The sequence below is a fragment of the Sphingomonas sp. AC435 genome (assembly GCF_979253005.1).
This window is the reverse complement of sequence record NZ_CEEDCJ010000010.1, coordinates 87,584-105,588: the sequence shown is the minus strand read 5'-3', so window position 1 is coordinate 105,588 and position 18,005 is coordinate 87,584. Positions and strand designations below refer to the sequence as shown.

Annotated in this window: 20 protein-coding genes and 2 tRNA genes; 12 read left to right on the top strand and 10 right to left on the bottom strand. The window is 66.5% G+C overall.

What is annotated here, in order from left to right:
- Nucleotides 1–128: 128 nt before the first annotated feature.
- Entirely contained in the window at nt 129–323 is a 195-nt protein-coding gene (locus tag AC0CH8_RS16650) for a hypothetical protein (protein ID WP_465240854.1), read from the bottom strand.
- A gap of 637 nt (nt 324–960) precedes the next feature.
- Nucleotides 961–1,794, bottom strand: a complete 834-nt coding sequence (locus tag AC0CH8_RS16645; protein ID WP_465240853.1) for a hypothetical protein — start codon at nt 1,792–1,794, stop codon at nt 961–963.
- A 38-nt stretch (nt 1,795–1,832) separates the two neighbouring features.
- Between AC0CH8_RS16645 and AC0CH8_RS16640 the strand changes: the two genes are divergently transcribed.
- Nucleotides 1,833–1,991, top strand: coding sequence for a hypothetical protein (locus AC0CH8_RS16640; protein ID WP_465240852.1), 159 nt, complete (start codon nt 1,833–1,835; stop codon nt 1,989–1,991).
- 81 nt (nt 1,992–2,072) lie between these two features.
- Here the strand turns inward: AC0CH8_RS16640 and AC0CH8_RS16635 are convergent, their stop codons facing one another.
- A complete protein-coding gene (locus AC0CH8_RS16635) occupies nt 2,073–3,032 on the bottom strand; it encodes an outer membrane protein assembly factor BamD (protein WP_204197328.1) in 960 nt (319 codons plus the stop codon).
- 102 nt (nt 3,033–3,134) lie between these two features.
- Here AC0CH8_RS16635 and AC0CH8_RS16630 point away from each other — a divergent pair, with 102 nt between their 5' ends.
- Nucleotides 3,135–3,956 (top strand): class I mannose-6-phosphate isomerase, encoded by an 822-nt coding sequence (locus tag AC0CH8_RS16630; protein ID WP_465240851.1) that lies wholly within the window; start codon nt 3,135–3,137, stop codon nt 3,954–3,956.
- Here the strand turns inward: AC0CH8_RS16630 and AC0CH8_RS16625 are convergent.
- On the bottom strand, nt 3,953–4,651 hold the full coding sequence (locus tag AC0CH8_RS16625; RefSeq protein WP_465240850.1) for an NAD-dependent deacylase: 699 nt from the start codon (nt 4,649–4,651) through the stop codon (nt 3,953–3,955). The genes AC0CH8_RS16630 and AC0CH8_RS16625 overlap by 4 nt on opposite strands.
- A gap of 91 nt (nt 4,652–4,742) precedes the next feature.
- Here AC0CH8_RS16625 and AC0CH8_RS16620 point away from each other — a divergent pair, with 91 nt between their 5' ends.
- The gene (locus tag AC0CH8_RS16620) at nt 4,743–5,036 is read left to right on the top strand and encodes a hypothetical protein (protein ID WP_465240849.1); all 294 of its coding nucleotides are present in this window, start codon (nt 4,743–4,745) and stop codon (nt 5,034–5,036) included.
- A gap of 736 nt (nt 5,037–5,772) precedes the next feature.
- On the opposite strand, the gene AC0CH8_RS16615 is transcribed toward AC0CH8_RS16620, so the two are convergent.
- The 3 genes from AC0CH8_RS16615 to AC0CH8_RS16605 all read right to left on the bottom strand — a co-directional run bounded on the left by AC0CH8_RS16615 (nt 5,773) and on the right by AC0CH8_RS16605 (nt 8,087).
- The gene (locus tag AC0CH8_RS16615) at nt 5,773–6,555 is read right to left on the bottom strand and encodes a helix-turn-helix domain-containing protein (RefSeq protein WP_465240848.1); all 783 of its coding nucleotides are present in this window, start codon (nt 6,553–6,555) and stop codon (nt 5,773–5,775) included.
- An 88-nt stretch (nt 6,556–6,643) separates the two neighbouring features.
- Nucleotides 6,644–7,693, bottom strand: coding sequence for a glycoside hydrolase family 43 protein (locus AC0CH8_RS16610; RefSeq protein ID WP_465240847.1), 1,050 nt, complete (start codon nt 7,691–7,693; stop codon nt 6,644–6,646).
- Nucleotides 7,694–7,697: 4 nt separating this feature from the next.
- Nucleotides 7,698–8,087 (bottom strand): hypothetical protein, encoded by a 390-nt coding sequence (locus tag AC0CH8_RS16605; RefSeq protein ID WP_465240846.1) that lies wholly within the window; start codon nt 8,085–8,087, stop codon nt 7,698–7,700.
- Between the two features lie 181 nt (nt 8,088–8,268).
- On the opposite strand from AC0CH8_RS16605, the gene dapB reads away from it, so the two are divergent.
- The 5 genes from dapB to AC0CH8_RS16580 all read left to right on the top strand — a co-directional run bounded on the left by dapB (nt 8,269) and on the right by AC0CH8_RS16580 (nt 12,275).
- Nucleotides 8,269–8,997 (top strand): 4-hydroxy-tetrahydrodipicolinate reductase, encoded by a 729-nt coding sequence (gene dapB, locus AC0CH8_RS16600; RefSeq protein ID WP_465240845.1) that lies wholly within the window; start codon nt 8,269–8,271, stop codon nt 8,995–8,997.
- Nucleotides 8,998–9,002: 5 nt separating this feature from the next.
- Nucleotides 9,003–9,650 (top strand): endonuclease III, encoded by a 648-nt coding sequence (gene nth / locus AC0CH8_RS16595; protein ID WP_465240844.1) that lies wholly within the window; start codon nt 9,003–9,005, stop codon nt 9,648–9,650.
- Between the two features lie 55 nt (nt 9,651–9,705).
- Nucleotides 9,706–9,782: transfer RNA gene (locus tag AC0CH8_RS16590), tRNA-Arg, on the top strand.
- 93 nt (nt 9,783–9,875) lie between these two features.
- Nucleotides 9,876–10,493: an OB-fold-containig protein gene (locus AC0CH8_RS16585; RefSeq protein ID WP_465240843.1), complete on the top strand. Its 618-nt coding sequence runs from the start codon at nt 9,876–9,878 to the stop codon at nt 10,491–10,493.
- Between the two features lie 36 nt (nt 10,494–10,529).
- Entirely contained in the window at nt 10,530–12,275 is a 1,746-nt protein-coding gene (locus tag AC0CH8_RS16580; RefSeq protein WP_465240842.1) for a flotillin family protein, read from the top strand.
- A gap of 30 nt (nt 12,276–12,305) precedes the next feature.
- Here the strand turns inward: AC0CH8_RS16580 and AC0CH8_RS16575 are convergent, their stop codons facing one another.
- The 3 genes from AC0CH8_RS16575 to AC0CH8_RS16565 form a co-directional block, all read right to left on the bottom strand.
- Complete coding sequence (locus tag AC0CH8_RS16575; protein WP_465240841.1) at nt 12,306–12,434, bottom strand: hypothetical protein; 129 nt, start codon at nt 12,432–12,434, stop codon at nt 12,306–12,308.
- A gap of 36 nt (nt 12,435–12,470) precedes the next feature.
- A tRNA-Ala gene (locus tag AC0CH8_RS16570) sits at nt 12,471–12,546 on the bottom strand.
- Between the two features lie 84 nt (nt 12,547–12,630).
- On the bottom strand, nt 12,631–12,954 hold the full coding sequence (locus AC0CH8_RS16565; protein ID WP_204197420.1) for a TIGR02300 family protein: 324 nt from the start codon (nt 12,952–12,954) through the stop codon (nt 12,631–12,633).
- Between the two features lie 100 nt (nt 12,955–13,054).
- On the opposite strand from AC0CH8_RS16565, the gene aroA reads away from it, so the two are divergent.
- From aroA to rpsA, 4 genes are all read left to right on the top strand, one after another.
- Entirely contained in the window at nt 13,055–14,407 is a 1,353-nt protein-coding gene (gene aroA, locus AC0CH8_RS16560; RefSeq protein WP_465240840.1) for a 3-phosphoshikimate 1-carboxyvinyltransferase, read from the top strand.
- A complete protein-coding gene (locus AC0CH8_RS16555; protein WP_465240839.1) occupies nt 14,404–15,378 on the top strand; it encodes a proline iminopeptidase-family hydrolase in 975 nt (324 codons plus the stop codon). Before aroA ends, AC0CH8_RS16555 begins: the two co-directional genes overlap by 4 nt.
- Complete coding sequence (gene cmk / locus AC0CH8_RS16550; RefSeq protein ID WP_465240838.1) at nt 15,375–16,016, top strand: (d)CMP kinase; 642 nt, start codon at nt 15,375–15,377, stop codon at nt 16,014–16,016. The genes AC0CH8_RS16555 and cmk overlap by 4 nt, the downstream gene beginning before the upstream one ends.
- Before the next feature lie 253 nt (nt 16,017–16,269).
- Complete coding sequence (rpsA, locus tag AC0CH8_RS16545) at nt 16,270–17,985, top strand: 30S ribosomal protein S1 (protein WP_204197424.1); 1,716 nt, start codon at nt 16,270–16,272, stop codon at nt 17,983–17,985.
- Nucleotides 17,986–18,005 lie beyond the last annotated feature (20 nt).

Here is an 18,005-nt window from a genome sequence, read left to right as displayed (position 1 = left end):
CAACCGCCTTCTTCTCCGCCGTGGCCCTCGCTGCCACCGTCATCTTCTGGCTGTGATCAACGAGTCCTGACCCTAAGACTATCGCGGCTGCCGTTAGTTGGTGGACGGCGGACATAAGCGTCCATCGTTCACACGGAACCTAAGACGTCTTCAAAAAAACCTATTAACCCGAGGATCGCGGTGGTAGCAGCTGCGGTTAACGCCCATGCCCACGCCCAGATGTAGCCTCGCATGCCGCTCCTACGGGTCCGCCAATAAGCGAATGCAAAGACCGGCAACCAGAGAACCATCGCCGGTAGGTAGAAGAGCAGCAGCAGCATCATTCCGACATCCTGCCTTAGTGTCTGGCCGTCCGCAATTGGGCATGAGCAGTCATCCGGTCGATCGCCAGTTTGAATGCCATGTTGTGGTGGTTAGTGGAAGGTTCGGTTCTTGCGCCAAGGGCTGCATCCAAAATGCCACCCATTCAAACAACAGAGTTGAGCACGTGGCAATTTAAAAGGTATTTCAGCCACTGATCCACTTCAACCAGAAGTCGTCGGGCGTACCCTCATCCTGCGCGATCATCAAGATTTGATCGCCCATGCCTACGCTGGTAACATTATTCGATTCGCCACGGCAGCACGGATCTTCACGACCCGGCGAATGACGGTGTAGCGAGGATAGAGAGACAGCGAGACACGGGCCCGTCCCTCATTTCCTCGGCTGCGTGCCCCGCGTCGCGTTCGCGCCGGTCGTCGTCTGCGGCGGGCGGGCGGTCTCGGTCGACAGGGCCAGTGCAGGGGGGAATGCGACCTTGTTGTCGTTGGATGAAGGGGCGGTGAGAGGAGCGGGGAGCGCCGTCCTCTGGCGCTCCCCGCCGGTGTGCGCGTGAACGTGCCGCATTCACCAAGTTCCACGCCAACAATCGGGTCGACCGAACGGCGACGACGCCGGTGCTGTCGACCCGACGGCCGGCGATCAGTATCCGAGCGTCATAGTCAGAGTAGCCATGTCGTGGCCGGAGATCACGCTACCACGTTCGATATGCTCGTCGCGGAGGTTGGGGATGTACATCTGCCAAGCCTCTTCACCGCCGAGAGTATCCGGAACCTTGAACCCGGCCTGCTTTTCCTTCAGGTTCATCAGCTTCACCCTGGCTAAAGCCTTTTTGCCCGAACTGTCTTCGTTGGGGTTGCTCCAGTCCGGCTTCCAAAGCTCCTGACTGAACTTCGGCATGGGGTTGAAGGTGCCCCAGAAGATGCGGGTATCGACCTTGAGCCTTACCTGCACGTAATTATCCAGGTCGTTCCAATCGATGCAGACGCAGGACATGAGGCGCACGATCGCCGACATGTCCATGCCCCTGGTCTTGGCCTGGTTAAGACGGCCGAGCGCACCCTCCTTGTCGTCCAGAAACGGCTTCACCGCAGACCACCACGGGCTCACGCCATATTGGCCCTCCGCAGCCACGCCCGCCGTCATCTTGAAAAGCAACGTACCTTTGGGCACCATCACGACGCGGAATTTCTTGAAGCCGTTCTGGTCCGACTTACGCAGCTTGTAGAAATCCGCCTGATTCAGCGAACCATTGAGCATGGCATTCCCCCCTTTGGATTCATTATCCAATTCCATTCCTGGCGCGCCAGAATGCGGACGATAAGGGTGCGGCCGATTACTATCCGGTGCAACCGGAATGTGGCGAGTCCGCGAAAGGGGGGTCTTGTGGTCGTCCTTTGCCGCCGCTCGGCCTAAGGCTCCGGTACTTGCTGAAATCTTCAGGAATTCAAGACGTTGCAGCAGCGCGCCGATCATTGCCCATGCGGAGTTAGGGTCACGACAGGTGTGTGGATATGTCGATCGTCACCGTGATCGGCGGATATGGGCCAGTACAGCGCAACGACCCCTCAGCCGGTCGAGACCGCTATGCGCGAGCCACCGTGCAGGCTTCTATGGTCGAAGGCGCCCGCGATGAGGTCGAAGGTGACGGCTGGATTGCCCACGACCCGTGAGGATGCAGCGACGCGCACCGGTAGGCCCCGGGGCCCCAGTCGTGCAGCGTCGCGCGGAGAGCATCCCTGCTCCTGCCCGCATCAATTCGTCGGCTGCGTGCCCCGCGTCGGGTTCGCGCCCGTCGTCGTCTGCGGCGGGGCGGCGTTCGGGGCGGTGCCGGTGCCGGCGTCGCCCGGCAGCGAGCCGGGCTGTGCACCGGGCGTGCCGGCGGGAACGATCGGCTGGCCGAGCGGGATCGCCGCGACCTGCTTTACCGGGTTGTCCTTCATCAGCTTGAACGCCTGCTGATACCAGTCGCTGCCCGGATAGTTGCGGCCGAGGACGGCGGCGGCTTTCTGCGCCTCCTCCGGCACGCCGAGCGCGAGATAGGCTTCGGTGAGGCGCATCAGCGCCTCGGGCGTGTGCGTCGTCTGCTGATACTGCTCGACGACGGTGCGGAAGCGCATCGACGCGCCGAGCCACTGGCCGCGCACTTCGTAGAAGCGCCCGACCTCCATCTCCTTGCCGGCGAGGTGGTCGTTGACGAGATCGATCTTCAGCCGCGCATCCGACGCATAGCGCGTGTTCGGATAGCGGCGGACCAGCTCGCCCAGCGCATCGAGCGCCTGACGCGTGATCTTCTGGTCGCGCGTCACGTCCTGGATCTGCTCGTAATAGCCGAGCGCGATCAGGTAATAGGCATAAGGAGCGTCGCGGTTGCCGGGGTGGACCGACAGGAAACGCTGCGCCGACTGGATCGACTGCGTGTAGTTCTTGTCGAGATAATAGCTGAATGCGCTCATCAACTGCGCGCGGCGGGCCCAGATCGAATAGGGGTGCTGCCGCTCGACCTCGTCGAACAGGATCGCCGCCTCCTTGTAGCGGCTCTGGTCGAGCCGGTTCCGCGCCGTCGAGTACAACGTGCCGACGTCGCGCGCGACATAGGGCACGTCCGCCTTGGCCGTGGTGCGGGCGCAACCGCCGATCGGCAGCGCGGCGGCGCAGATCAGCGCGAGGGTAAGCGGGGCGCGAGGCCCGGATACAAAGGAGGGGGTACGCATCGAAGCGCGCTGTAGCGCAGCCGCTGGCGCTGCAACAGTGTTTTTGCTTTACGGCGCATCCGGTCCGCGCGCGACACGTTCGGACCCCCGAAAGGATAGTTCATGCCCGCCACCCTGCTGCACACCCACCGCGTCGAGAAGCCCTGGGGCCGTCACACGCTGTTCCCCGGTTTCGAGGATGCCGCGCCCGGAAGAGAGCCGATCGGCGAGGTCTGGTTCCAGCAGCCGGGCGACACCAGCCCGGACCTGCTGATCAAATACCTGTTCACCAGCCAGAAGCTGTCGGTGCAGGTCCATCCCGACGACGAGGAGGCGCACAAGCGCGGCCTGCCGCGGGGCAAGGACGAATGCTGGACGATCCTGAAGGCCGAACCCGATTCGACGATCGCATTGGGGCCGAAGCAGGCGATGACCGCCGACGAGCTGCGCGCCGATGCGCAGGACGGGTCGATCGAGGGCGATCTCGACTGGGTGCCGGTGAAGGCGGGCGATTTCTATTATGCGCCGTCCGGCACGATCCACGCGATCGGCGGCGGCCTGACGCTGATCGAGGTGCAGCAGAATTCGGAGACGACGTACCGGTTGTACGATTACGGCAGCGACCGGGAACTGCATCTGGACGACGGCGTGGCGGTCGCGCACCTGACGCCGTATCGGGCGATCACCTCGCCGGGGAAGGTGGCGGGTGATCGCACGATCCTGGTCGAGGGGCCGAAATTCGTGCTGGAACGCTGGAGCGGCGGCGAGCATGCGGTCGATCTAAGCGGCAACACCGCGTGGATCGTGCCGATCGCCGGCACCGGATCGGTCGCGGGCGTTGCGTTCAAGGCGGGCGAATGCGCGACGGTGACGGGCGCGGAGACGATCGTGCTGGCGGACGGCGCGGACGTGCTGTTCGCCTATCCGGGCACGACCCGCCTCTAACCCAGCAGGCTGTCGACCCAGGCGGGCACGAGCACGCTCGCCGGCCCGTGCCGGCTCTGCGCGAAGGATGTGGAGCCGGCGGAAGGTTCGAGATTAAGCTCCAGCGTGTCCGCCCCGTAATGGTCCGCAAGCTGGACGAACCCTGCCGCCGGGTAGACGGCGCCGGAGGTGCCGATCGACACGAACAGGTCGCATGCGGCCAGCGCGGCCTCGATCGCGGGCATGTGATACGGCATCTCGCCGAAGAACACGATGTCCGGGCGCAGAGCGGAGGCTCCGCAGGCGGTACAGATGCTGCCCGGGGGCAGGTCGCCCTGGTGCCCGGTCCGCGATCCGCACACGGCGCACAGTGCGGAGAGCAACTCGCCGTGGATATGGAGCAGCCGCCGCGCCCCGGCGCGTTCGTGCAGGTCGTCGACGTTCTGCGTGACGATCAGCAACTCGCCCGGCCACGCGGCGTCCAATCGTGCGAGCGCGTGGTGCGCGGGGTTCGGCTCCACCGTCGCCAGTGCCGCGCGGCGGGCATCGTAGAAACGGTGGACCAGCGCCGGATCGCGCGCGAGCGCCTGCGGCGTGCAGACGTCCTCGACGCGCTGCCCCTCCCACAGCCCGCCGGGGCCGCGGAACGTGGCGAGGCCGGACTCGGCGGAGATGCCGGCGCCGGTGAGGATGACGATGTTCTGGGTATCGGGCATGGCCGTTGAATACGCCGGTGGCGGAAGGTCCGGAAGTGGTGGTTAGCGGGCGCTCCGGTCTAGGTTTATACAACGCCATTGGAGGATCGCTATGCGGCAGAACGACAGCTTTATGACGGTGGCCGCATGGGAATTCACGTCGCGCATCGTTATCACAGGCTTGCTGATCCTCAGCGGACTCCAGTTTCTTGCGGCTGCCGTGGTCTATCGCACACTAGGCACGAGCGAAGCCGACAAGTTGATCTTCGCTGGTAGCCTGCTTTTCGCCGGGATCGCTTTTGCTCTCGCCCTAGCCTTCCGGAAGTCAGGGGCACCCACTTGGAAGCACAAGGCGGCGGTGGCTGTCGTTGCGCTGCCAGCGGCGTTGAGTCTGGCCATACGCTAACGTCCGGTTCTGGGCGACTGCCGCCAGGCCGCTCTTCCTTTCGGCAACGTCGCACCGTGGTGGATAGCTGACATTTGCTGAACGGTGTAAATCAGCTTGACGACGCAGCAGGCTCTATCCTTTCTCAAGGTGCCCGTTGGGCGAGCCGCGCCCGGTCGCCGGTATATATATATGGCGAGGTATCGCTGGGCGAACTCAAGGAACCGTTCTGGTCGGGGACCTGCGTCTGGATCCCCGGCAAATATAGACGTCACTGGGCGGCTGCTGCGGGACGGTGCTTAGCTACGCGGCTTCCGGTGCTATTCTACACGGACGTAGGTGTCAGAGCGTCGATGGCGTATCACGTCGTGCCGACCGCGACCGGTTTGCTCGTTTTCGAGCAGATATTCCGAGATCCGCGTCAACCTCTGACCCGCGAAGGTGCAGCCCGAGCACTACTTCGAGAACGTGATCGCGTGTCCTGCTGGACCGCTCCTGTTGCCTTTCTGTATTCGCTTACGACGAACAGGTGAATGTCGGCGATTGGGCGTTTGCGGAGGTTGCAAACCGACATTTGGAACTACCACTATTGATCGACGCGAGGCCCCTTCCACAGCCTGCCGGGACAGCGGATGATGGCGAACCGGACTCGGCGAAAAGCGCCGGCACCGGCCAGGATGACGATCGCGGGCGTGTCGCTCATCCCACTCTCCTATGGGACCGGCGCGGCGGGAGAAGGCCGCCGCGCCGTAGAGGCTTAGCCGATCGTGATGCCGACTACGCGCCAGGTGCCGCCTTCGCGATCGAGCGAGACGGTTTCGACGACATCGGCCTTGTTCGCGAAGCTGGTGCGGAACTTCACGACTTCGTAGCCTGAGGGCGGTGCGGGCAGGTTTTCCTGACTGAGGAAGGTGCGCGACACCAGTGCCCCGAGCGGCACGCGCACTTTCTGCGAAACCGTCGCCCAGACCTGAACGGTGTTCAGCTTGCGGAAGGCCGACCCGGTCGCGCGGTAGCTTTCGTCCCAGTTGCTTGCATCGACCAGCACCAGCCAGTTGCGCGCGGCCGCCACGACCTCTGCGTCGACGCCTTCACTGGCCGCGGTTTGCGATCGGGGCGGGGTGACCGCGGGGTCGGGGAGCAGTGCGATGGCCAACAGGCCCAGAACGAACGTCATGACGAGGACTCCGATGATGATCCGCGGCCGGCGCACTGCCGGCCCGACGCCGTCGATCGGCGCGGTGTCCGGATCGTCCACCGGCGGCGCGACGTCGTCCCCCATTTCCGTGTCCGCAGTGGAATAGGGGTGCAGCGTGGCGGAGACTCCGGCCTCCGCATCCATCAACAGGCGGGCCGCCTCGCGGCTGCTGGAAACCGACAGCTTGCGGCGGGCGTCGCGGAGGCGTTCGTTGATCGTGTGCACGGACAGGCCCAGGCTGCGCGCGACCGACTTGGCGTCGTGGCCGCGAACGATCAGGCGGAGCGTCTGCTTCTCCCGTTCGGTCAGCGCCGAAACGCCGTTCTTCACTGTCGCCGCCATATCCGCCTGCGGGTAGGTTCGGCGCCGCGCCGCGCCCACCCCTAATATTTTGTACCCGTCGTCGGACAGCGCCTGTTGCCGCGTCGCGTCAGCGCACCGTCGTCCGCTCGCCGTCCAGTTCGGTCGCCTCGCGCACGATCGCGATCGTCTCGCCCATGTCGCGCATGACGTAGAGCTTGCCGCGCGCGTTGTTGAACGGGCGGTGCAGGACCATCATCAGCGTGCCGTCGAAACGGCGGAAAAGCATGCCGTGGCCGCTGTCGGCGCGCACCAGCGGCGGCAGTTGCTCCCACGGACCCTCGATCCGCCCCGACGTGGAGCGGGCGATACTCTGCACATAGCCGTCGCGATCGTAGCTGGACCACAGCATCAGCAGCGTGCCGGTCCGGGTGCGGAACAGTTCGGGGCCGTCGGTGACGAAGTTTCTCGACCCGTCGGGCTGTTCGTCGCCCTTCGCCCACGGGGCTTCCGATGCGCGGAACAGGACGCGCGGCGGGCCGGCGGCGGACAGGTCGTCCTTCAGCGGCATCGCCTCGATCGTGCCGTCGCCGATCTGGACCCATTCATGTGCGTAGACGAGCCACGGTTTGCCGCCGGCATCGACGAACAGCGTCCCGTCGAGCGTCATGATGGACCGGTCGACGATCGGCTCGCTGCCGCGCACCGGCATGAACGGGCCACCGAGGCGATCCGCTACCGCCAGCGTCGTGCTCCGCCGCACCGGCCTGCGTGCGCCGTTCGGGGGCAGCGGTGCGGAATCATTGTAGAAGGTGGCGAACAGATACCAGCGGCCCTTCCAGCGGTGCACTTCCGGCGCCCAGGCGCCGTCATTCGCCCAGCCGCCCTTTGTTAGGGCGAACACCATTCGCGGCCGCGTCCAGCTCTTCAGATCGCGGCTGGTATAGGCCATGATGCCGATCCGCGCGTCGCCGGACATGCGCCGCTCGTTACGGGTGAACAGGTGATAGGTACCACTCGCCCTGTCGGCGACGATCCAGGGATCGTGCAGCGGCATGTCCGGCAGCCGCAGCGGTGCCGTCGTCGCGGTACGCGCCGACCGGGCCGGTGCAGCCGATGCGGCATGCCAACTGCCGCTGCCGAGGAGAAGTGCCGCGGCCACCATGAAACACGTCTTCACGGGTTCAGCTCCAGTGTTCGGTCATCTGCGACCGGATGACGCCGCGCAACGCCGCAGTGACACGCGCGTGACCCGTGTTCGTCAGCGCGGCGGCGCTGCCGGGGCGAAAGATCAGGTCCTCGGCTTCCAGTGCGCGCAGCCAGCGCTCGATTCCCGGCAGCGTGATCGTCGTCGCGGCAGCGAGGGTGCGGAAGCCCACCGGGCCGGTGTCGTGCGCCACAAACAGCGCGAGCAGGATGTCGAGCGTCGGTTCGTGCGTCAGATCGGCCGACAGTGCCTGTTGCAGGGCGCGGCGCGCGGCGATGATCCGGCGGGCGGCGGCGACCAGGTCGTCCCGGGCCAGCACGGAGTCCGCGTTCCATGCCGACGGTTCGGGCTTCACCGGCTTCTGCATGTCACGCCCCTTTTTCGTCAGCTCATGAACCGCTGTACATTCCCATCCTATCGGTACTCCGTCATTCCGTAGAGGCAACCTTTGATTCTCAATATGTTCGCAAGAGGTCGTGGCGGCGTGCGGCGATCCGTGGCAATCCCCGCCCCATGATGAACCCCTTTTCTTCGCAGACGGTCCGGTCGTGACGGGCATCGGCATCTATGGCAGTTCCGGCCGGATGGGCCGCGCGATCGCCGATGCGCTGACCGAAGCCGGCGCGACGCTGGCCGGTGGCGCGGATGCACAGGACGACCCGGCGCCGCTGGCGCGGATCGCCGACGTGCTGGTCGACTTCTCCGCCGCCGGCGCGCTCGACGCGCACCTCGATGCGGCGGTGGTGGCGGGCACGCCGATCGTGATCGGTACGACCGGGCTGTCGACCGCGCAGCACGACGCGATCGACGCGGCGGCGGCGTCGATCGCGGTGCTCCAGACCGGCAATACGTCGCTCGGCGTGACCTTGCTGGCGATGCTGGTTCGCGACGCGGCGGCGCGGCTCGGCCCCGACTGGGACATCGAGATCGTCGAGATGCATCACCGTCACAAGGTCGATGCCCCGTCGGGCACGGCCCTCCTGCTGGGCGAGGCGGCGGCGGCGGGGCGGGGCAGCATGTTGTCCGAACTGCGCGTCGACGACCGCGTCGGGCTGACCGGTGCGCGATCCGAAGGGACGATCGGGCTGGCGTCGCTGCGCGGCGGCTCCGTCGTGGGCGATCATAGCGTGATCCTGGCGACGGAGGGCGAGCGGGTGGAGTTGTCGCACTTCGCGCAGGATCGCTCGATCTTCGCGCGCGGCGCGGTGCGGGCGGCGATCTGGCTCGCGCGGCAACCCGCAGGCCGGTACCGGATGGGCGACGTGCTCGGGCTGTAAATGCGATGAAGCGCGCCGACATCGTCGAATTCTATCGCCGGCTGGCGGAGGCCGATCCGCATCCCGAAACGGAGCTGGAGTTCCGCAATCCCTTTACGCTGGTCGTCGCGGTCGCGCTGTCGGCGCAGGCGACCGACGCGTCGGTCAACAAGGCGACACGCGCGCTGTTCGCGGAGGTCGATACCCCCGAAAAGATGGTCGCGCTGGGCGAGGAGGGGCTGAAGCGGCACATCCGCACGATCGGGCTGTTCAACACCAAGGCGAAGAACGTGATCGCGCTGTCGCGGATGCTGATCGACGATTTCGCAGGCGAGGTGCCGGCGGACCGCGAGGCGCTGGAACGCTTGCCCGGTGTCGGCCGCAAGACCGCCAACGTGGTGATGAACGTCGCGTTCGGCGCGGAGACCTTCGCGGTCGACACGCACATCTTCCGCGTCGGCAACCGCACCGGCCTCGCTCCCGGCAAGACGCCGCTGGCGGTCGAGCTGAAGCTGGACAAGGCGACGCCGCAGCCGTTTCGCCTGCACGCGCATCACTGGCTGATCCTGCACGGCCGCTACATCTGCAAGGCGCGCAAGCCGGAGTGCTGGCGATGCCCGGTCGTCGACCTGTGCGCCTACAAACCCAAGACGCCGCCGCCGAAGACCGCGTGAATGCGCGAAGGGGCTGGCGGAGCCGAACGCGCTTTGCTAGGCGCGACGCTTCCAGGCACCCGTAGCTCAGCTGGATAGAGCGCTGCCCTCCGAAGGCAGAGGCCACTGGTTCGAATCCAGTCGGGTGCACCAGGTTCCTCTCTGACATAGCGACGCTCGGCCGGTGCGCGGTATCGCGTACGGTTCGGCCTGACAGGCCTCTTGCCGCATGTTAGCCTCCCGGCCATGCTCGAGCAGTTCCTCACACCAGCGTATCTGCCGTTCGCCGTCGCGTTCGCGGTGATGATCGGCATCGGTCTGATCGAGGCGGTCGGGCTGGGACTGGGGCACATGGATGTCGACGGCGATTTCGGGACCGATGCGCAAGGCAGCGTGCTCGACTGGCTGGGCCTCGGAGGCGAGTTGCCGATCCTGATCTGGCTGACGTCGCTGCTCGGCTGCTTCACGATGGCTGGCATCATCATCCAGCAGTCGGCCGCCGGTCTGACGGGGGCCGCGCTGCCGTGGTATTGGGCGTGCGGTGCGGCCGCACTGGCGGGCCTCGCGCTCAACACATTGGCGGCCAACGGTCTCGCACGGATAATGCCGGGGTTCGAAACCACGGTGGTGTCGACGGACGATCTGCTCCGGCTGCGTGGCACCATTCTGGAAGGGACCGCCCGTCGCGGTCAGCCCGCGCGAGCGAAAGTGGTCGATCGCCACGGTCAGGCGCATGTCGTGCTGGTCGAGCCGCACGACGATCACGCGGCGCTGTCATCGGGTGCCACGGTGCTGCTCGTCCGCCGCGAACGCGCCCTGTTCTTCGGGCTGGGTGACGAAAATACGCTTCTTCAGGCGATCTGATCCAGATCGCGCTGTTTTCATCGGGGGAGAGACCAAGTGCCTGCATCGATTTTGAACGTCCTGATCTATGCGGGCATCGTCCTGTTCGCGCTGGTCGTGATCGGCATCATCCTCACCCGCCTGTACCGGCGCGCGACCAAGGACGTGGCGCTGATCCGCACCGGGTTCGGCGGCGAGAAGGTCGTGCTGAACGGCGGCATCATGGTGATTCCGGTGCTGCACGAACTGATGCAGGTGCGCCTGACCACGGTGAAGCTGGAGGTGTCGCGCCTGAACAAGGATGCGCTGATCACGCTCGACAAACTGCGCGTCGATGTCGTCGGACTGTTCCATATCAAGGTGAAGCCAGACGCCGAATCGATTGCCGCCGCCGCGCAGACGCTGGGTGATTCGGTCAACAGCCCCGATGCGGTGAAGTCGCTGCTCGACGGCAAGCTGGTGTCGGCGCTGCGGTCGGTCGCCGCGACCATGACGATGGAGCACCTCCACGCCAACCGCGCCGACTTCATCCAGAAGGTGCAGGAGGCGCTGATGACCGATCTGGATATGAACGGATTTCAGCTGGAATCGGTCAGCATCACCCATTTCGACCAGACCGCGTTCGAACATTTCAACGAGAACAACGCCTTCGATGCCGAGGGCCTGACGGTGCTGACCCGCACGATCGAGGAGCGGAAGAAGATCCGCAACGATATCGTCGCCACCAATCGTGTCGAGATCGAACAGCGCAATCTGGAGGCGAACAACCAGTCGCTGGAGATCGCGCAGGCGGCGGAGCAGGCGCGGCTGACGCAGGAGCAGACATTGTCCGCCCGCCGCGCCGAACAGGCGACGGCGATCGCGACGGCGGAGGCCGAGCAGACCCGCCTCGCCGAGATCGCGCGGATCACCGCGATGCAGGCGCAGACGGTCGCGCAGACCGAAGCGGACAAGATCATCAAGACTGCGACGATCGCCCGCGACGGCGCGATCCAGACCGCGACGATCGAGCGGGACCGGACGATCGAGATCGCGCGCATCACCACGGCGGTGCAGACCGCGCAGAAGTCGGAGGAGGAATCGACCGCGACCGCCGCCGCCAACGAGGCGCGCGCGCTCGCCGTTCGCGCCGAGGAAAGCGTCGCGACCGCCAAGGCGACCGAGATCGCGAACCGGAACAAGAACGTCGCCGTCATCGCCGCGACTCAGCGCGCACAGGAGGAGGCGGTCGGCATCACCGTCGCGGCCTCCGCCGAAAAGGAAGCGGCAGAGGCCCGCGCGAGTGCCTTGCGCACCGAAGCGACGGCGCAGGCGGATGCCGAAAAGGCGCGGGCCGAGGGTCGTGAAGCGGCGTTCAAGGTCGATGCCGCCGGTCAGGCATCGCTGAACGAGGCGACCAACCTGCTGAGCGACACCCAGACTGCCTTGCTGGTGCGGAAGGCGATGCTGGAGGCCCTGCCGGGGATCATCGCCGCCGCCGCCAAGCCGATCGAGAACATCGACAAGATCAGCATCCTCGACGCGCGCGGGCTGCACGGCGACGGGGGCCAGGATGCGACGACGGGCGCAGGGCAGGGCAACCTCGCCGATGCCGCGGTCGCGGCGGCGATGCGCTACCGCGTCGGTGGACCGCTGATCGACGGCTTGATGGCCGAGCTCGGGATGACGGGTCATTCGCTGAACGGGATGCTCGCGGGGAGCGGGGTGCAGGCTGTCGCTTCTGAGGGGAGGACAGCCGAGCCCGGAAAGCCTGTGCCCAACGGACGTGCGGATGGCGGGTTGGGGTCGGGTCGCCCTGCCTGACGCCGCTATCGGGCGAGCCAGTGCTGCCTGTCATCCGCCGTTGCGGCGATGATCGGCAGCGCACCGACGCTCGGCCGCGGGCTTACACACCAGACGCGACGACGCGGCTTGCGGGCTGATTCCTGCAAGATTGCGGTCGTTATGGTCGTTCTGGATCATCGCTCCGATCGGTCGGGAGCGTCATCGCATCGGGAATGGTGGAGCCGAGGGGGATCGAACCCCTGACCTCTGCAATGCCATTGCAGCGCTCTCCCAGCTGAGCTACGGCCCCATTTCCGTGCGGGAGGCAGCCCACTAGCGGGCCGCCGAAGGCTTGGCAAGCGGCGTTTCCACCGCTCGCCAAATCACCCCGAAATCAATGCTCGTCGTCGTTCGTCGGCGCTTCGACACCCAGGTCGTCGTCGCCGCCCAGATCGACTTCGTCATCGGCGGAGGGCTCTTCGTCCTCACCGGTGATCGCCTCGATATCCTCCTCGTCCCCTTCCAGGTCCGCATCGGGCTTCGCCGTATCGGGCTTGGCCACCTCGAACGCGAGCGGCTGCTTGGACTTCAGAATAGGTTCGGGTTCCCAGCCATACCCGCAATTGATGCAGGTGACGGGGTCGTCCTTGGTGAGGTCGTAGAAACGCGTCGCGCATTTCGGGCACGTGCGCTTCGTGCCCCATTCCGGCTTGATCATGCCGTACCGTGCCTTTCGGATTGGGAGTTCGACAGGGTTCCCCCCGCGAAGTGGGGCGCGCCTTGCCATAGCATTGCCCGACTGTCAAAGCGCCGCGCCTATGTCGCATGCATCATCCCAGCCGCTCACGCTCGTCGCCGCCGGTCCGTTGACGGGGCGGGTGACCGTGCCGGGGGACAAGTCGATCAGTCACCGGTCGCTGATGCTGTCGGCGCTCGCGGTCGGGGAAAGCCGCGTCGAGGGCCTGCTGGAGGGGGAGGACGTGCTCGCCACCGCCGCCGCGATGCGGGCGATGGGGGCGGACATCGCGCGGGGCGAGGACGGTGCGTGGACGATCCACGGCGTCGGCGTCGGCGGGCTGCTGCAACCGGCGAATGCGCTCGACATGGGCAATTCGGGGACGTCGACGCGACTGTTGATGGGGCTGGTCGCCAGTCATCCGATCACCGCGACGTTCGTCGGCGACGCATCGCTGTCGAAGCGACCGATGGGGCGGGTGATCGAGCCGTTGATGAGCATGGGCGCGGACGTGACCGCCAGTCCGGGCGGTCGCCTGCCGCTGATGCTGCGCGGCCTCTGCCCGGCGGTGCCGATCACCTACACGCTGCCGGTCGCGTCGGCGCAGGTGAAGTCTGCGATCCTGCTGGCCGGGCTCAACACGCCCGGCATCACGCGCGTGATCGAGCCGATCGCGACTCGCGACCATTCCGAGCGAATGCTGGCTGGGTTTGGCGCGACGCTGACGGTGGAGCCGTCGCCCAAGGGTCGCGTGATCTCGCTGCACGGCGAGGCGGAGTTGCGCCCGCAGCAGATCGTCGTGCCGGGCGACCCGTCGTCGGCGGCGTTCTGGCTGGTCGCGGCGAGCATCGTGCCGGGATCGGACGTCACCGTCGTCAATGTCGGGATGAACCCGACGCGCACCGGCCTGATCGCTGCGTTGCGGCTGATGGGCGCGGATATCGAGGAACTGGACGCGCGGACCGTCGGCGGCGAGCCGGTCGCGGACCTGCGCGTGCGCCACGCGGCCTTGTCGGCGATCGAGGTGCCGCCCGACCTCGCGCCGAGCATGATCGACGAGTATCCGGCGCTGTTCGTGGCGGCGGCGTTCGCGCAGGGTCGGACGGTGGCGCGGGGCGCGCATGAGCTGCGCGTCAAGGAGTCGGACCGGATCGCGGCGATGAAGGCGGCGCTGGAGGCATGCGGGGTCGTTTGCGAAGAGTTTGAGGACGGGCTGGCGGTACAGGGTTCGGGCGGCGAGTCGATCGCGGGCGGTGCGACGATCGAGACGCATCTGGATCACCGGATCGCGATGAGCATGGCGGTGGCCGGATTGCATGCGCGCAAGGCCGTGACGATCGGCGACGCCAGTCCGATTGCGACCAGCTATCCGGGTTTCGTGGGCGTCGCCATTTCGCTCGGGGCCGAGGTGGTCGGTCGAGGGGTGATCGATTGAGGATCGATCGGCGCCAGTTCGTCGCCGGCCTCGCCGCGCTGGCCGCGGCGCCGGGCTGGGCGCGGGGACCTGCGCGCTATCCCAAGCCCGATCGCGAGGCGATGGTGCCGGTCGAGGGTGGTCGCATCTACGTCCGGGTCAACGGCGACCTGAACGGGCCGAAGCCGCCGGTGGTGTTTTTGCACGGCGGGCCGGGTGGCACTCACGGCGCGTATCTGGATGCGCTGGCGCTGGCGGACGAGCGCGCGGTGATCCTCTACGACCAGCTCGATTCGGGGCGGTCGGATCGGCCGGACGACCCGAACAACTGGCGCGTGGCGCGGTTCGTGGATGAACTGAACGCGATCGCGCGGGCGCTGGGCGTCCGGCGCTGGCATGTCGTCGGGCATAGCTGGGGCGGCACGATCGCGCTGGAATATGGCGCTCGCCGACCGCAGGCGCTGGCGAGCCTGATCCTTGCCAGTCCCTTGATCTCGACGCGAAGCTGGATCGCCGATGCCGATGCGCTGCGGCGCGAATTGCCAGCCGATGTGCAGAAGGAACTGGTCCGCTGCGACTCGCTGCCGGCCCCGCAGCCCGCGACGTGCGACGCCGCGACCGGTGCGTTCTACGCCGCCTACAACGGCCGCGAGCCGGCGAGCGAGGGGCACAAGGCCTATCGTTCGCAGTCGGGCCGCGGGTTCAATCCCCGCCTGTACGAAGCGATGTGGGGCCGCAGCGAGTTCGTCGCGACCGGTAGTTTGAAGGGTTACGACGGAGAGCCGTTGCTGGCACGGTTGGACGGACGGCGGACGCTGTTCGTCGGCGGCCAGTATGACGAGGCGCGGCCGGCGACGCTGGCGGCGTTCGCCGCGCGCGTGCCGGGCGCAGAATGGGCGGTGGTGCCGGGCGCCGCGCATGGCATCTTCACCGACCGCCCGGACGAATCGGTCGCGCTGTTGCGTGGCTGGCTACAAAGGCACGACCTATGATCATCGCCGTCGACGGCCCTGCCGCATCGGGCAAGGGTACTATCGCCAGGGCCCTGGCCCGCCATTACGGCCTGCCGCACCTCGACACCGGGCTGCTGTATCGCGCGGTGGCGTTCACCGTGCGGCGGCTGGAGCTGGACCCGACGCGGGAGGCGGACGCGGTCGCGGCGTGCGACTTCGACGACCTGACGCTGGCCGATCCCGCGTTGCGCGACGACGATGTCGGGCAACTCGCGTCGATCGTCTCGGCGCATCCGCTGGTCCGCGCGTCGCTGCTCCAGAGGCAACGACGCTTCGCCAACCAGCAGGGCGGGGCGGTGCTCGACGGGCGCGATATCGGGACGGTCATCGCACCGGACGCGGATGCGAAATTGTTCGTCAAGGCGACGCCGCAGATCCGCGCGCGCCGCCGGCATACGGAGCTTCAGTCGCGCGGCGACACGACGAGCTTCGACCGGGTGCTCGCCGATATCCGCGTTCGCGACGCGCGCGACAGCGGCCGCGATGCGGCACCGCTGATCATGGCGAGCGACGCCGCGCTGCTCGACACCACCTTCCTGTCGATCGAGGAGTCGATCCGGCGTGCGACCGTGCTGGTCGATGCTGCGCTCGCGGTGAAGGCGAAGACCGCCGAATAGGAGGGGCGGGCGGTCCATGCGACCTTGCCCGCAAGCCGGTTTTGCGCTATCCGGCCGTGTCCGGCGGGCTGTGGCTCGCGGAGGTCGGCGCGGAGGCATGTCCTCTTGCGCCCTTTTCGCATAGCCGCGAATCTCCTCCGCCTGCATCGGTTCGAACGGATGCCGTGGCGGCATGGGGTCGTCGCGGCGTTCAGGCCAAGACCAGCGGAACCAACCGCTTGGCCGGAAACAGACCGAGGAATACGCTTTTTTTATGGCAACCCAGGTTCAGCCCACGCGCGACGATTTCGCGGCGATGCTCGATGACATGTTCGGCGGCGCCGACAGCTTCGAGGGTCGCGTCGTTCACGGCACCGTCACCGCGATCGAAAACGACATGGCCGTCATCGACGTCGGCCTGAAGTCGGAAGGCCGCGTGCCCCTGCGCGAATTCGCACCCGCCCCCGGCCAGAAGGCCGAGCTGAAGGTCGGTGACGAAGTCGAGGTTTACGTCGACCGCGTCGAGAATATGCACGGCGAAGCGATGCTGTCGCGCGACCGCGCCCGCCGCGAAGCCGCCTGGGACAAGCTGGAGGTCGAGTTCGCCAAGTCGGCGCGCGTCGAGGGCACGATCTTCGGTCGCGTCAAGGGCGGCTTCACCGTCGACCTGTCGGGCGCCGTTGCGTTCCTGCCGGGTTCGCAGGTCGATATCCGTCCGGTGCGCGACGTCACCCCGCTGATGGACATCCCGCAGCCGTTCCAGATCCTGAAGATGGACCGCAAGCGCGGCAACATCGTCGTCTCGCGCCGCGCGGTCCTGGAAGAGACCCGCGCCGAGCAGCGTTCGGGCCTGATCCAGAGCCTGCACGAGGGTCAGATCATCGACGGCGTCGTCAAGAACATCACCGATTACGGTGCGTTCGTCGATCTCGGCGGCATCGACGGCCTGCTGCACGTCACCGACCTGAGCTACAAGCGCGTCAATCACCCGTCCGAGATGATCAACATCGGCGACACGGTGAAGGTGCAGATCATCCGCATCAACAAGGACACGCAGCGCATCTCGCTCGGCATGAAGCAGCTCGAGTCGGATCCGTGGGACGGCGCATCGGCGAAGTATCCGATCGGCGCCAAGCTGTCGGGCCGCGTCACGAACATCACCGAATATGGTGCGTTCGTCGAGCTGGAGCCGGGCATCGAGGGTCTGGTCCACGTGTCGGAAATGTCGTGGACGAAGAAGAACGTCCATCCGGGCAAGATCGTGTCGACCTCGCAGGAAGTCGAAGTCGTCGTGCTCGAGGTCGATCAGGACAAGCGCCGCATCTCGCTGGGCCTGAAGCAGGCGCAGAACAATCCGTGGGAGGCGTTCGCATCGGCCCATCCGATCGGCTCGACCGTCGAGGGCGAAGTCAAGAACGCCACCGAGTTCGGCCTGTTCATCGGCCTGGACAACGACGTCGACGGCATGGTCCACATGTCCGACATCGCCTGGGGCGTGTCGGGTGAGGATGCGCTGGCGCTGCATCGCAAGGGCGAGACCGTCCAGGCGATCGTGCTCGACATCGATCCCGAGAAGGAGCGCATCTCGCTCGGCATGAAGCAGCTGGAGCGTGGTGGCCCGGCCGCCGGCGGCACCACCGCAGCGGGCGATCGCCTGAACAAGAACGCGGTCGTTACCGTCACCGTCCTCGAGGTTCGCGACGCGGGTCTCGAAGTGCAGCAGGGCGACGACGGCGCGACCGGCTTCATCAAGCGTACCGATCTGGGACGCGACCGCGACGAGCAGCGCCCGGAGCGCTTCCAGGTCGGTCAGAAGTTCGACGCGATGGTCACCGGCTTCGATCGTTCGAAGAAGCCCACCTTCTCCGTCAAGGCGATGCAAATTGCCGAGGAAAAGCATGCTGTTGCGCAGTATGGCTCGTCGGATTCGGGTGCTTCGCTCGGCGACATCCTGGGCGCCGCGCTGAAGGCTCAGAACGAAAAGAAGTAATCGCTGATACCAGTTCAGCT